The 13461-nt window shown below is 68.7% G+C and carries 14 protein-coding genes; 5 read left to right on the top strand and 9 right to left on the bottom strand.

Going from position 1 to position 13461, the window contains the following annotated elements; genetic code table 11:
- Positions 1–193: 193 nt before the first annotated feature.
- On the top strand, positions 194–1366 hold the full coding sequence (locus EXE59_RS15180) for an NAD(P)/FAD-dependent oxidoreductase (protein ID WP_168218541.1): 1173 nt from the start codon (positions 194–196) through the stop codon (positions 1364–1366).
- 159 nt (positions 1367–1525) lie between these two features.
- On the opposite strand, the gene EXE59_RS15175 is transcribed toward EXE59_RS15180, so the two are convergent.
- Positions 1526–2392, bottom strand: coding sequence for a hypothetical protein (locus EXE59_RS15175; RefSeq protein WP_135839656.1), 867 nt, complete (start codon positions 2390–2392; stop codon positions 1526–1528).
- 217 nt (positions 2393–2609) lie between these two features.
- Between EXE59_RS15175 and EXE59_RS15170 the strand changes: the two genes are divergently transcribed.
- Both EXE59_RS15170 and EXE59_RS15165 read left to right on the top strand, forming a co-directional pair.
- Positions 2610–2975: a hypothetical protein gene (locus EXE59_RS15170; protein WP_135839655.1), complete on the top strand. Its 366-nt coding sequence runs from the start codon at positions 2610–2612 to the stop codon at positions 2973–2975.
- Positions 2965–4512 carry a hypothetical protein gene (locus tag EXE59_RS15165; protein ID WP_135839654.1) on the top strand — a complete coding sequence of 516 codons (1548 nt, stop codon included), beginning with the start codon at positions 2965–2967 and terminating at the stop codon, positions 4510–4512. Before EXE59_RS15170 ends, EXE59_RS15165 begins: the two co-directional genes overlap by 11 nt.
- A 54-nt stretch (positions 4513–4566) precedes the next feature.
- Here the strand turns inward: EXE59_RS15165 and EXE59_RS15160 are convergent, their stop codons facing one another.
- Both EXE59_RS15160 and EXE59_RS15155 read right to left on the bottom strand, forming a co-directional pair.
- The gene (locus EXE59_RS15160) at positions 4567–4911 is read right to left on the bottom strand and encodes a hypothetical protein (RefSeq protein ID WP_135839653.1); all 345 of its coding nucleotides are present in this window, start codon (positions 4909–4911) and stop codon (positions 4567–4569) included.
- Between the two features lie 320 nt (positions 4912–5231).
- Entirely contained in the window at positions 5232–6320 is a 1089-nt protein-coding gene (locus tag EXE59_RS15155) for an IS110 family RNA-guided transposase (RefSeq protein WP_135837073.1), read from the bottom strand.
- A gap of 532 nt (positions 6321–6852) precedes the next feature.
- Between EXE59_RS15155 and EXE59_RS15150 the strand changes: the two genes are divergently transcribed.
- Positions 6853–7068, top strand: a complete 216-nt coding sequence (locus tag EXE59_RS15150; protein ID WP_135839652.1) for a hypothetical protein — start codon at positions 6853–6855, stop codon at positions 7066–7068.
- Positions 7069–7420: 352 nt separating this feature from the next.
- Here EXE59_RS15150 and EXE59_RS15145 read toward each other — a convergent pair whose 3' ends face one another.
- The 5 genes from EXE59_RS15145 to EXE59_RS15130 form a co-directional block, all read right to left on the bottom strand.
- The gene (locus tag EXE59_RS15145; protein WP_135839651.1) at positions 7421–8095 is read right to left on the bottom strand and encodes a hypothetical protein; all 675 of its coding nucleotides are present in this window, start codon (positions 8093–8095) and stop codon (positions 7421–7423) included.
- The gene (locus EXE59_RS23820) at positions 8088–8243 is read right to left on the bottom strand and encodes a hypothetical protein (protein ID WP_168218540.1); all 156 of its coding nucleotides are present in this window, start codon (positions 8241–8243) and stop codon (positions 8088–8090) included. The genes EXE59_RS15145 and EXE59_RS23820 overlap by 8 nt, the downstream gene beginning before the upstream one ends.
- 13 nt (positions 8244–8256) lie before the next feature.
- Positions 8257–9291 (bottom strand): DUF4192 domain-containing protein, encoded by a 1035-nt coding sequence (locus EXE59_RS15140; RefSeq protein WP_135839650.1) that lies wholly within the window; start codon positions 9289–9291, stop codon positions 8257–8259.
- 14 nt (positions 9292–9305) lie between these two features.
- Positions 9306–9695 (bottom strand): single-stranded DNA-binding protein, encoded by a 390-nt coding sequence (locus EXE59_RS15135; protein ID WP_135839649.1) that lies wholly within the window; start codon positions 9693–9695, stop codon positions 9306–9308.
- Between the two features lie 375 nt (positions 9696–10070).
- On the bottom strand, positions 10071–10316 hold the full coding sequence (locus tag EXE59_RS15130) for a hypothetical protein (protein WP_135839648.1): 246 nt from the start codon (positions 10314–10316) through the stop codon (positions 10071–10073).
- A gap of 1392 nt (positions 10317–11708) precedes the next feature.
- On the opposite strand from EXE59_RS15130, the gene EXE59_RS15125 reads away from it, so the two are divergent.
- The gene (locus EXE59_RS15125; protein WP_135839647.1) at positions 11709–12176 is read left to right on the top strand and encodes a hypothetical protein; all 468 of its coding nucleotides are present in this window, start codon (positions 11709–11711) and stop codon (positions 12174–12176) included.
- Positions 12177–12701: 525 nt separating this feature from the next.
- On the opposite strand, the gene EXE59_RS24200 is transcribed toward EXE59_RS15125, so the two are convergent.
- Positions 12702–13424: a zinc-binding dehydrogenase gene (locus tag EXE59_RS24200; protein ID WP_246056813.1), complete on the bottom strand. Its 723-nt coding sequence runs from the start codon at positions 13422–13424 to the stop codon at positions 12702–12704.
- Positions 13425–13461 lie beyond the last annotated feature (37 nt).

Raw genomic sequence — 13461 nt, 5'->3', positions numbered from 1 at the left:
CTCGCCACTGTTTAGCGTATGCGGCACGAAGCGCGAACGAGGAGGTGGGCCTTGCCACACGATCGACCCGGGGCCGGGCGCCTCGTCTGTGCACGGGCGGCCATGCCGGCCACGGCCCCAAGGTTGTGTACACGAATCACCCCGTCTAGGTCGTCGCCGTCGAGTTCGCCCGGGTGACCAAAGGAATGGGCGTGTGAGACGCATCGTTATCGTGGGCGGCTCGCTCGCGGGCCACCACGCGGCGGCGAGCCTGCGTCAGCTGGGGTTTGCCGGAGACGTGGTGGTGGTCGGCGCCGAGCGCCACCGTCCCTATGATCGGTTCCCGTTGTCCAAGGGCTTCTTGACCGGTCAGACGTCGCGGCCCGAGCTCGACGTCGCGGGCGAGGTTCCGGACGTGATTTGGCGCCTCGGTGCACGGGCGACCGCGGTCGACCTCTCCATGAGGGCGGTCATCGTCGAGGACCGAGAGCGGATCGAGTTCGACGGCCTGGTCGTTGCCTCGGGTGCGCGGCCGCGCGACGTCGGCTCTGTGGCCCAGGCCCGAGGTGCGTTCGTGCTGAGGACCGTAGAGGACGCGATCCGGCTCCGTGCCGCTTTGAGGGGGCCGGCGTGCCGGGTGGTCGTCGTGGGAGGCGGTCTCATCGGCGCCGAAATCGCTGCCACGGCGGTCGAGCATCGTCACCACACGATCCTTGTGCACACGTCCGACGTACCGACGGGTCGCGCGCTCGGCCACGACGTGGCCAAACACTTGCTCGAACTCCACCGGGCGGCAGGCATCGATGTGCGGCCGCGTACTCGGGTGCGCGACCTGAAGACCTCCGGTGGCCTGGTTCTCGGGGTCACCCTCAACGACGACACCTGCCTGTCCGCGGACCTGGTGGTCATGGCGACCGGCACCCGGCCGAACGTGGAGTGGCTGGCCGGCAGCGGCCTGCGCCACGCGGACGGACTGGATTGCCGGGGCACCCTGCACGCGGTGGGCAATGACCGGGTCGTGGGCGCCGGCGACGTCGTCCGGGCTCCCCACCCGCTACTCGGTGGGGAGTCCGTGCGGATGGAGCACTGGGCCAGCACCCGCCAGCAGGCTGCGAGGGCCGCCGAGAACCTGCTCGCCGGTCCGGCCTCGGCCCGCCCTCTCACCGGGCTGCCGGAGTTCGGCACGACCATCCACGGCGCCCGCATCCGGGCCGTGGGCTTCCCGCAGCTCGCGGACCGTGGACGCGTCGTGTGGGGCTCGTTCGAAGATGGAGCCGCGGTGGTGAGGCTCTATCGCGGGCGAACCGCGGTGGCGGCGATCTCGGTGAACGCGGCGACGGTTCTCCCCCACTGGGCCCCACAGGTCTATGTGAGTCCGCAGTTGTAGGCCAATCCACATGGGCCCAGAGAGACCGTGAAGACGGCAAGGTCATTCCGGGGGTCTGCTGCACGAACTGGTGACACCCCCGACGCAGCACCCCTCCACGTCCAACTTCCAGGACGCCGAGTAGCCCGCCGCCCGCCGCCGCACCGCCAGAGCACAACCTCAACCGTGCACCAGGTGGAGCCGCGGCTGCTGAGGCTGCTCGACGGCCGTCCCCAGGCGCTGCATCCGCTCGAGCGTCATCGAGTGCCCGTATCGCCGCAGCAGTCCCACCAGCACGGGACCAAGGCCCAGCGAGCTCACGAGCTGGTCCGCCCCGGCCTCCGTGCGGAGCTCGATCCGCCGGCCGGCCGCCGGCACCAGATAGGACATCGCGATGACCGCGCCCCCGAGCAGGCCGGCCCAGGCCCGGTCCTCGGCGACCGACTGCACCACGCAGATGACTCCCACGACGGCGCGCAGCGTCCAGGCCAGGCGCATGAACGGAAGCCCAACGAAGGCGCGGCCGACGCCGCTGAGCGTCGCCACCATCAGCCGCCACGGCGTCGTCGCCGCGAGCACGGCCAACTCCAGCCGCGGCCGGATTGCCTGGCGCCGGCCGACCGCGTGAGCGAGCGCGGCGGCCGCCTCCGCGCCGGTCACACCGCCGCGGTGCGTCGCCTCGACCAGCCCAGGGCTGACCACCACGGTGTGACGGCCGACTGCCACCGCCACCGGGGTGCTCGGTCGCTGGGTCCGGCGCACGAACAGCGCGCCGACGTCGAGACCGCGGCCGCTCAACTCGGCCAGCACTGGCGCCATCACCCGCAATTCGGCCTCCGTCGCCGGCCGCGACCTGGTCACCGCCGCGATCCCAGGCTCCTGCAGCTGCCCCAGCGCCAGCACGACCAGCACGCCGCCCGCAAGCACGAACGCCACCAGCCCCAGCGTCGGCGGGAGCAGGGCGCACACCACCACGGTGAGGACGAAGCTCACCAGCAGTGCTGGCGCCAGCGTCACGGCTCTCAGCACGGTCATCGGGAACCTCATCTCGACCCTCCTCCACCTTGAGGCACTAGTGCGGATCTCTTGACTTTGATCGCGGTGATCGTCCGCCAACCGCCGACCGACATAGGCGAACGAGACCAGTTTGTGCCCAGGTCCCGACAGCTCCCCGAGTTATCCACAGCCCGCCGCTCGGCGCAGCGGGCCGCGGCCGGGACGTGGGTTCATGGGCCAGACCGACCTCCGACTGAGAGGAACACCCGTGGACACCCTCAACGCTGACACCACCTGGGACCGCCTCGGCTCGATCGCCCAGCTGCTGCACCAGGCCGCTACCCAGGTGTGGAGCGACGCCGACGAGGCCACCCCCGACTCCCCGCTCCACGACCTCGGGCTCGGTGTCTACCTCGCGCACTCCCAGGCCAGCGCCCTGCTGCCCGACGACCACGAGCTGCTCGACATCGACTCGCTCCCCAACCTCGAGGTGCGCACGCCCCTGCAGCTGCTCATCGAGGCCGAGGAGCTGACCCGCCCGGTGCCGCTGCACCGGCCGGACCTGGTCCACGGCTCGCAGTTGGTTGTCGACCTGTGCGACCTCATCCGGGAAGCCCGCGGCCTTGGGTACTGACCTGCGCCTCGCGTATGCCGACATCGACGAGGAGCTCTTCGACGTCGACCAGATCCCGATGACCTCGCGCGACGTACGCAGCGTCGGCGAGATGCTCTTCGACGTCGACCATCTGGCTCGCCAGCTGCTCATGGACGTCGGAGGCGACGACGCTGGCACGCTGCTGCGGAGTTGGCCGCCGATGGTCGCGGCCGCGAAGGATCTATGGGCTTCCCTGCCCGGGGGTCGACCTGGCGTCGACGAGGGCGATCGGCCGATCACCAGCCTCTCCGGGCAAGCCTCGACCATCGAGGCCAGCCTGACCGGCCGGACGGCCTGGCCAGGTCAGGGACCGACCCACCCCCGCGTTGACCAGATGACCCAGACCCTGCTCGCGGCCGCAGCCCTGGTGCGCCGCTACGGCTCCCAGATCCCCCACGAGCAGCCCGGCTCCCACCGCGACCTCGAGGCAGCCCGGACCAGGATCATGCACGGTCTCTATCTGACCGCCCACGCCGTCAACGTCGCCCTTCACGACAACGGCCGCGATCGCGTCAACGACGCCCGCGGGTCAGGTCGCCGCGTCCAGCTCGCCCAGCACCACTCCCCCTACGCCGTCGCGCCGACCGGGGTCTGGGTCGACCGCATGTCCGCGTGCGAGAACACCGCACGCAGCTACCTGAGCGACCGGTTCGCCCAAGCCCTCGCCGGCGAGGCGATCCGGCCCGTTGACGATCCCGGCCGTCTCGCCCAGGCGCTAGCCAACTGGGACATCCAGGCCCACCGTGCCCTCGCCCACCACATCGAGCCGGCCAACGTCCTGCTCATCACCCGCACCCAGGGACTCATCGCCGGCGCGAGCATTGTGCTCGTCGATGCGGCCGCCACTGCCGGCATCCTTGAGCCCTCGGACCGCCTCGTGCCCGCGATCGCCGAAGCAGGCCGCTCCTGGGGCAACCTGGCCAGCCGCTGGGGCGACCTCGCTCCGTCAGGTGCCCGCCTCGAGGACCCACTGGCCCGCGCGGCCGCGGAGGCCCGCGCCGCGTACCGCCAGATCACCCACGCCACTACCACGCTGGCTACACCGCAGGTCATCGCCACCCGGCCAGGACTCCCCCGGGCCACCCTGGCCACGCTCCGCGCGATCGAGGCTGGCTCCGAGCTCGCCCACGTCGTAGCCGAGAAGGCGGACGCACCCAACCTCGTCGGTCCCGCCCGCGCCCTTTCCCGCCGAGCACACAACGACGTCGAGGCCGGGCTGGCTACCCCACCGACCGAGGGCGACGTCGTCTGGGTCTCTCCAGCCGACATTCTCGCCAAACGCTTGGTCCCCCTCCCACAACCCGTTGCCGAGGCGCTGCGCTCCGCGGGCGACGCCACAACCGAGGCCTGCAGCAAGGCATCCGCCCTCGTCACGATCCACTCGGCGGGAGGCACCGTCGAAGGTGAGGAAGCATCCGGATCCGCAGGAATGCCGACGAGAGGGACGGGGATCGTTCAGGCTCGGTCCCACATGGGAGTGAAGGGGTTCGGGCCAGACCGCTATCGACCTCTTTGATCCTCCGAGCCGGAAGCGAGATTTTAGCGTCTCTGAACCCTCTACATCTGGCCCTCAGCGCGGGATGCCCGTGCCGGGTGCCCCGGGCTTGCCGCCGGGCGACGGCGACCGGGTCGAGAGCCGGCGACGCGCAGCGTCGTCGGGGCTCTCGGCCGACGGCCCAACGATCTCCTCGACATCGAGGCTCGCGGGCGGCGCCGGCTGGGCGCTCTGGCTGAGGGAGTCCGCCAGGTCCTCGATGTCGGCTTCCAGCACCTGCTCGAGGAGATCGGCGATGCTCGTGGCGGAGCCGTCGCACTCGGCCACCAGTGCCGCGGCCAGCTGCTCGAGTGCGGCGTTGCCGCGGGCGGTAAAGGTGACAACTCGAGGGATCGGGTTCTCGGCGGGAGAATTGGTCATGATCCACCTCGCTTTCCTGGTCACCTGATATGTAGGTGCCTTCTGTCAAGGGGCATGGCGAGGCGCCCGTCCCCGTTGGTTGCGGGGCGGGCGCCTCTTGCTTCGTCGTCGTCCTCGCCTTGGCGAGCGTGTCTTCGCGACGCGCGGGTCAGACTGATATTCGCGGGTTGGGTACCGCAAGACGGGGTTTCGGCTGGAGCGTTTTCGCGTGTCTAGGGGCGAGCGTCGCCCGGCGTGCGCCGGACTGCTCATAGGTGAATCGCGGGTCGCTCCACGCGCTGCCACCAGGTGTGGTTGGCGACGAAGCAGATCGTGGGGTGTTAGTCCATGACGGCCAGGGACCAGCACCAGCCGGCCAGCTCGCGAGCGATGGCCACGTTGGCGACGTTGTGGGTCTTACGGCGGTCGATGAACTTCACCCACCGCTGGTGCAGACGACGGTTGCCCTCATCGCCGCGGACCCGTGCCTGGGCTGGGGCCAGGTCCCAGCGGTCGCGCAGAGCTTTCCCGACCAGGTAGCGGGCGCGGTGGTGCCAGGCGGCCTCGACCAGGAGCCGGCGCGCGTGGCCGTTGCCGGTCTTGGTGATCGACCCGCGGTTCTTCGACTCCCCCGAGGAGTGCTCGGTGGGGGTGAGACCGACGAAGGTGCCGATGGAGTTGCCGGTGAACCGGTGCCAGTCACCAATCTCGACCGCGAGCCCGAACCCGGTCAGGGTGCTGACCCCACGCAGACAGCCGAGCCGGCGCACGACGGGGGTGAACTCCGAGTCGGCGGCCATCTCCTCGATCGCGGCGTCGAGCCGGTTCCGTCGGGCCTTCACTGCGAGCACGGCCTCGTAGTCGTTGTCGAAGGTCAGCCGGGTCGCGGGCGCGGTCAGCTGGGGAAGCGCCTCGTGGCGCAGCCAGATGTCGTGCTTGCCGGTCCACGCCTGGCCGCCGTAGTAGACGATGCCGTGGCGCAGCAGCAGTTTCGAGAGCCGGTGCCGGGCCCGCATCAGATCGGCGCGGCAGTCCTCCCGGGCCCGGACCAGGTTGCGAGCGGCTTCCTGGTCCGGGGTCGGGATCGACACCGTCGTGATCTCGTCGAGGCGCAGGAGCTTGGCGAGATGGATGGCGTCCTTGGCGTCGGTCTTGACCCGATCACCCGCCGGTTTCTGCAGCTTCGACGGCGCGAGGACCTCGCACCGGATACCGGCAGCGGTCAGGTGCCGGTACAGCCCGAAACCGGTCGGCCCGGCCTCGTAGGCCACCGCCACCGATCCCGGCAAGCCGACCAGCCACGACTCGACATGCTCATAGGACGGGGTCAGCTTCGTCTGGAACAGCTCGCCCGTGACGCCATCGATCGCCGCTGCTGCGACAGATCGGGCGTGCACGTCGAGCCCAACACTCGTACGCTCGGTAAACACCGGGGCCTCCCACAATTGTCGGATAGGCCGAGCAGGCAGCCCCTGCTCGGTAACCCACGAATCTTGTGAGTGAGGCCCCGGCCCGCAACCCCATCACGCCGAAGGGGTCACGTCATACCGTCTAGGTACGCAGGGGGCCGCTGAGCGATCAACCCGAGACGACTGAATCGCGCTCAACCCTCAACGTGACGTCGCCAACTGAAACCCTTGACGCCCCCAGGCGACCAGTTTGCCGTCGTCAAGCGCGGCGCTGCGCTCCTGTTCGGGATCGGCGGGCTGGCTCTGGTCGCAGTCGAGCTCCTGCGCCGGAGCTAGCCTTCTGACCATGTCCGAGTGGGTGACGCAGCGAGAGGCTGCCGAACTGCTCGGGGTACACGTCAGCTTGGTGCCGAAGATCGTGCGTCGGGGTGACCTGACGCCGAGGCGGGCGCGGCCGAGCTTGCCGCGAGACCAGGTGCTGCAGCTGCGAGAGCAGCGTGCCCAGGCAGAACACGAGCGGGAGCGACGCCGGGCGAGCAGGTCTGAGCCCCGCTTGGGTCCGCTGCCGCCGGACGACAACTACGAGTGGCTACCGGCGCCCGCGGCGGCCGCGGTCCTGGGGTGCTCGGTGGTGGCCCTGCGGGCGCGTGCCGTGCGTGGGCGGCTGCCGTCGACACTGGCGGGAGGACGGCGATGGTTCCGACTCGACCACCTCGAGCTCGCGGTCCGTGCCGAGGTCGCGCAGCGGCGTCGCCAGATCGCGCCTTGAGACGCCCAGGACGGGCTCACGCCGCTTGCCCCCGGGGGAATCACTCCTCGTCCGGTTCGGCCTCCGCCCACCACTCGCGGTCGCGCTCCTCGAGCACGTCCTGCGGCAGGCGCCAGTTCTCGACGTCGTCGTACTCCGGCTGCGGTTGGCTCACGCGTCCATCGTGCACCTGCTCTTGATTGGGCGACACCTGCCCCGGAAGGTGCGCGATCTAGGGCGGTGGGATGCCTCACTACATGCTGAAGGTGGCCCTCTTGCGGCGCAGCACGCCCTCAAAACGTACCTCTGCGACTGCCTTATCCTGCTGTTCTTTCTCCCGGAGGCGAAGCCGCAACTCCAGGAACGCGTTCGTCTACGGGGCTGCGGTCGCCTGGCGTAGGTCATCGACGCTGCTCCGGAGGCGGGCACAAACTGCCGCAGCGGCGGCCCACTGGTCTTCCGAACCATCCGTGTCGAGGTATTCGAGTTCCGCGCGGTCCGCTACGGGATCCAAAAGATCGGCGCTGGTTGTGGCTACCTGGGCGGTGACAAGTACCGAGTCGTCGAACTCGCCTTGATCGCTGGCGAGGCGCCGTTCCAGCTGGTCGGCCAGCTCGAAACACGTGTCGGCGAGCGCGTCGATCCAGGTTTGGATGTGAACCAGGGTCGCTTGAAGGCGTTCGGCATCGGGGACCTCAGCGTGGTGGCGATGCCAGTCACGCGCGGCGATGCTCAGCGAGGCCAATGCATTGAACCCTGCATGGAGGTCGACCGGGGCGCTGAACTCCGACGTCGGCGAAGGTGGTCGGTACTCGTCGCCGAGGAGTGCCATAGCTGCGCCGTTGAGAAGCGAGAATCGATCCTCCTCCGACGGAGCCTCGGTCGACCCCCGCAGCCCGAGGTACGCCATCACCAGTTCGCGGACTCGTGCTTCGTCAAAGCGACCTCCCCAGTGCTCTTCCAGATCCTCAAGCAGTTCGATGGTCCGAGCGTCGATCCATCGGCCGAGCTCTCCAGCAGCGTCCTCGGAGTCACGGGCGCTACTCATTCGGACCCCACAGAAGGTCCAGGTCCGGGTTGTAAACGACCTCGATGCGCCTACTGGGGTCGTACGCGCCGGGTGCCGGCACGACCAGGCGGCGCAGCTGTCGTTCGGTGGAGCTGTGCTGCGTCGCGGTGTTGTCCTGCTCGTCCATCCGGGTGTCCTCCTCAGCGGCCGGGAGCCGGCCGGTCGGTGGTGGGCTGGGTCCGCGGGACATCCCGCTGCGTGTGGTGGCCAGGTGGCTTCGGCACGAACGACTCGTCGAGCTCACTTGTGACCTCGCGCAACTGTGCTTGGTGGCGCTCCCACTCCTTGGGGTGCAGGCCGTTCTGCAGGGCGGAGGCGACGATGGCGGCCATGGAGTAGGGCCGGTCGGCGGGCACTTGGTCGAGCGCGCACCAGGCCTTGGCGCCGTCGCCGTGCAGCCAGCTGGCGAAGCCGAGCAGGGAGGCCGGCGCTGCGCGGACCTCGTCCGGACCGCGGCGGGTGAGGTCGGTCCAGATGGCCATGTGGGAGGTGGAGTTCTCCCGACTCATGTCCTCCCAGAGCGCGTCCCGGGTGCTGATCGTCTCCAAGGCCGCGAGCATCCGCGCACCGTCGACATCGGAGAGCCGGTTGCCGTCGGCGTGGAACTGCTCGAGCCGGTCCAGCGCCCATTCCCTCTCCCCAGCGGGCGTGCTGTCCGCGGCCGCCGCTCGAGCCGCGGGGAGCAACTGGGCGATGGGCTCGCGGTCGCCGACCATCGAGACGGCCAGGGACTCGCGGCTGGCGGCCGGCTGGGCGGCGCCGCTGAGGACGGTCACGGCCGCGATCCGCTCAGCGGTCGACGGCGTCTGCAGCCCCGTGTGGCCGGTGTTGAACTCACGCCAGCGCTCGCCGTCGGACCACAGCCTGATGTCGGTGGTGATGCCGACGTCTTGGAGCCGGTTGGACAGGTGCTGACTGGCCAGCTCGGCGCTGCGGCGGTCCTCGGTAATGCAGACGATGGCCAGGCGGGCACCGGGCCAGGCGTGGCGGCCGTACGGGCCGCTGAGTGCGTCCCAAACCTCCTCACGATTGGCGGCGGTCCTGGGCAGGTCCACGCGACTGATCGGCAGCCCGGGCCGGAAGGGCACCAGGACGATCGACTCCTCCGGCTTGAAGCCGAGGACGTGTGGCACCGCGGCCAGCAGCTCGTCCGGGGATTGAACGACGAGATCCATCGGAGCGAACCTCCTCAGCGGGCCTGGGCCGCGTGCGGGGCGCGGTCGATGCGCGCGGACACGTACATGAGCGAGAGGCCGACCCCGCCGAAGCGGTTGTCGACAACCACGACGCCCTTGGTGTGCTTCTCGCCGGTCTCCCTATCCGGCCACCTCTCGGTGCGCTCGAGGCCGTGGACGAAGGGCGGGGCACCGGATCCGCAGCTGTCGTGTACGTGGGTGGCCGCCGAGCCGAAGATCTTGACGTTGCGGGCCGTGGGCACGTCGCTGACCCACTCCCCCTGGTCGTCCTGGATCCGGTTGTTGACCAGGACCCGGCAGGTGACGAACGGCTTGTTCTCCCGGGTGTGGTGCAGCTCGGGTGCCTCGGCCTTGTTGCCGGCGAAGGTGACGGTGGTGGACATGGCTTCCTCCTAGGTGACTGCGAGACGTTGATCGGTCCCGCAGTCACCTAGGTGTCAGCCAGGCCCGGCAGCGATCACATCGGCCGAAGTCGTTTCCGCGCTCGAGCCAGGCGGGCGCGTCGAGCGGCGCACGCGGCGTCGAGGCGGCTGTAACAACGCAGCAGACCTCCAGCAGTCAGGCAGCGCGCCGTACCAATGCCCTGAGTAGTCGTTGGCACAGACGTGCTGATCGCGACTGAGGCGACCGACCGCGCTGAGGGCCAGAATGATCGCTCGGAACATGCAGTCAGCGCCGCCTCTGAACTCCGGGCGTCCCGGAGGCTCCAAATGGTTCAGACATCGCTCGGCGGTTCATATCTTGATGTTGGAAGGCATTCAACTGGCGTTCGAGTCGGATGTGTCAGCGATCTCGGCGAGTCGGCGCAACCGACGAGCTTCCCGCGCCGGCACCACATTTCCGCACCACACCAGCGCCTCGCTGATGGCAAGATGCTCCTCTGCCACCAATCGCCTAAGCGCCTCACCGGCTCGCGCCTCCCCTTCGGCAACGGCAAAGTCACGTTCTCCGATCGCGACCATCACCTCTTCCGCGAGACCGACAATCCGCTTCTCCCTCTCCATAAGCTCGCGGCGCCGTCTTGAAGCAAACTCTCGTGCCGACCGCCGGGCTCGCTGTCTCGCTGTCTGTTTCGACATGCTGTGCCTCCAGGTGAGTGCCAGTTCTTTCATTCACCTATGGCGAGGACAGCGCCGCGGGCGATCACCGTCGCGCGACCGCGCGCACACCTCGCCGAAGTGAGTTCGTCGCCTGCACGAAGGCGTGGCGGGGCACGCGCGGGGCACGCTTGGGGTCACCCAGGTCTACGCGAGCCGACGAGCCCTGGGGTTCCCCACCCGTCTCACTTCGAATGGCCCCAGGCTTATCGTCCACCTCCGCTGAACGCCTGGGATGCAACGCCAGCGAGGCCTGCAAACGCACGACTTGCACGTCCGGGGTACGCCGGGGGTACGCGCCCCGGGAGGCCGCAATCGCGACGACCACGCCGCATATCAGCCTGACCGTGCGTCGCCAACGACACGCTGACCAGCCGCCACACCCGACAAAGCACGAGGCGCCCGCCCCACCTCAGTGGGACGCCCGGCTCAGCCTGCCCTTGACAGCAGGTGCCTACATATCAGCTGGCCGGCTGGTCGCTGGCCGTGCTCGAAGAATGAGGAACGATCCCTGATCGCTTTGTCGACCCAGGCGCTGGCAGCAGCGCGAGGAGCGACCCGCGACACAGCTATGAGCAGCACGAGAGCCACACCAGCGATCGGCGCGACGCTCGACCCTAGACACGCGATCCGCTCTGACCCTGCGTCGCCAACGACACGCTGACCAGCCGCCACACCCGACGAAGCACGAGGCGCCCGCCCCACCTCAGTGGGACGGGCGCCTCAACCTGCCCTTGACAGCAGGTGCCTACGTTTCAGCTGTCACCAGCAGATCCGTTGAAGGTCCGGTGTGTTGTCCACGAGGACACCCTCCTCGATGGGCGGAAACCTCTGAGGTCATCAAGCACGAGAAGCCTCGTCGCCCGCGTGAACCGGCCGCCGTCGCTTCTCGCCTCACGAGTGCTCGAGTCGGTCGTTAACCAAGGGGTACAGCCCGGCACGGACTTTGTTGAGGACGTGGCCGACTGCTACTGGGAGCGGCTCGACTCGGCCGGAAACATCATCGATATCAACTCCGCACTGGACGTACTGCGGGTCGAGGCGACAGTCGGCGCCGGAGACTTCTCATTCCACACGAGGGCTGCGGAACTGGGCGTCCGAGGCTGTGCGGCGGGGGGCCCCGTCGAACGTTGAGGCCGACCACGGTCTCGCCCAGGACGCCTTCCTGACCGATTCGGAAGCCATGGCGGCACCGATCCGCTCGTTCGCCGATGGACCATGAGATGCTTGCGACCAGCGAAGAGGTCTACGCCGCTGCGCACAGCATCAGACCTGTCTTTGACCGATAGGAGGTCGGACGTGACTGTTCTACAGGGTGACTTCAGCTCCCACTTTGATGCAGTTGACGCTGACGTGACGATCCGTGGAGTGCTCTCGGCGGGCGTAACGGTCAGGACCGGGGTGGAACTGCTCGTCCAAGGCGCTGTACTCGGCGACGTCTGTATCGAGGAGGGCGCCATCCTGAGGCTGCAGGGATCCTTTAGTGAGACGGTGTTATCGAATGCTGGGCTATTGATGATTGCCGGCCATACAGACCGATCGGCGCTCGCAACCGGAGACGGCCTAGTTGATCTGGCCGTCGGCTCGGTGATCACCGACGACGGAAATTGGGTCCTGCACGGCGACGGCTCACTGACGGATATTGGCAGGACGACGCCTACGATTCGCACCGATGGCACGGATTACTGTCGCTATCTACCTGAACAGAACCGATTTGGATCGGCCAGAGAGCATCAATTGATTCTAGCCGAGCGGTCGCTTCGCTGATGTGTATGGCACCCTCCGGTTCCTCGACAGCTGCACGCTTGCCGTCATTTCACATTCGCTGGGAGAATCCACGGTGATGCCCCGTTCCGCCGGGACTCCGCAACGATCGTGGCCCTCGCAGCCGTCCTCCTCGTAGTGCCCGCAATATGGCGAGCTCGACCGCTGAGTCCGAGCTCCCGAGCGGGAAACGCGACCCGACGCGTCCTGCGTGACTAATTCCTTCGTGCGCGTATGGGCCCGGCAGCCGTGCAGACCTGGCCCGACCGACGCCCGTTGACGAGCGCCAAACTGCCACCGCCCTGCGGGGCTGGGTCGCCCCAGGCCTCGGCGTCGCCGGCTCGCGACGTCTCCAGCCTCTCGGTGGCGCCGGTCACAGTGGGGGACGTGGGTCGTCCCTCTTTGTGTTCGTCGCCCGACGCAGCGTGGCCCACGCCAGTGCAGCAGCCGCAGCGGCTCGGGCACGGAGACGGCCTCGGCACAACTGTCCCGGCTCAGTCGACCAAGCATGGACCATCTGCGGGTCGATCATGAGGACCTCCCCGACGCCGTGACCATCACGATCTTGCCGCCGGCTGTGCCGGCCTCCATGATCCTGTGCGCCTCCTGGACCTCGTCGAGGTCGAGGACCTTCCCGATGGGCACCGTGGCCGTGCCAGCGGCTACGTCATCGAGGAAGCGCTGGAGCACCGCAGCCGGAAGGTCTGTGGCGTCGCCGGTGTAGCCCGTGAGCCGTACCCCGCTGGGGATGTCGCCAGTCGGGTAGAAGTCAGGAAGGGTCCACTGGTTCGAGAGCATGCCGGACATGCACACCACGCCGTGCACACGCGTCGCGTGCAGGCAGTCCATCAGGGTCGGCGTCCCCACCAGGTCGAGGGCGGCGTCGACGCCGTCCGGCACGATCTCGCGGACGGCACGGGCCAGCGGACCGTCGTCCACCAGCACATGGTCAACGCCGAGCTCCTGCAGGCGATCAGCGCTGGCGGGGTTGCGGGTGGTGCCGATGACCTGGAGCCCCTTACGTTTCGCCAGCACTGCTGCGGCCATACCGACGCTCGAGGTGGCCCCACGGACGAGCAGCGTCTGACCCGGCTGGATGTCGAGGCCCACGGTCAGCGACCCGTAGGCGGTCTGCAGCATCTCCGGCACCGCGCCGAGCACGGACCAGGGCAGGGAGCTGGTGAACGGGATGACCTGTCTTACGGGCACGCACGTGAGCTCGGCGTACCCGCCGTCGAACTGACGGCCCATGCCGCCCATCATCGCCACCACCTGGGTGCCGACCTCG

It is taken from the genome of Nocardioides eburneiflavus (assembly GCF_004785795.1).
In the GTDB taxonomy this organism is placed as follows: domain Bacteria; phylum Actinomycetota; class Actinomycetes; order Propionibacteriales; family Nocardioidaceae; genus Nocardioides; species Nocardioides eburneiflavus.
Note: the sequence above shows the minus strand (reverse complement) of the source record. Positions and strands in the feature narration are given on the sequence as shown.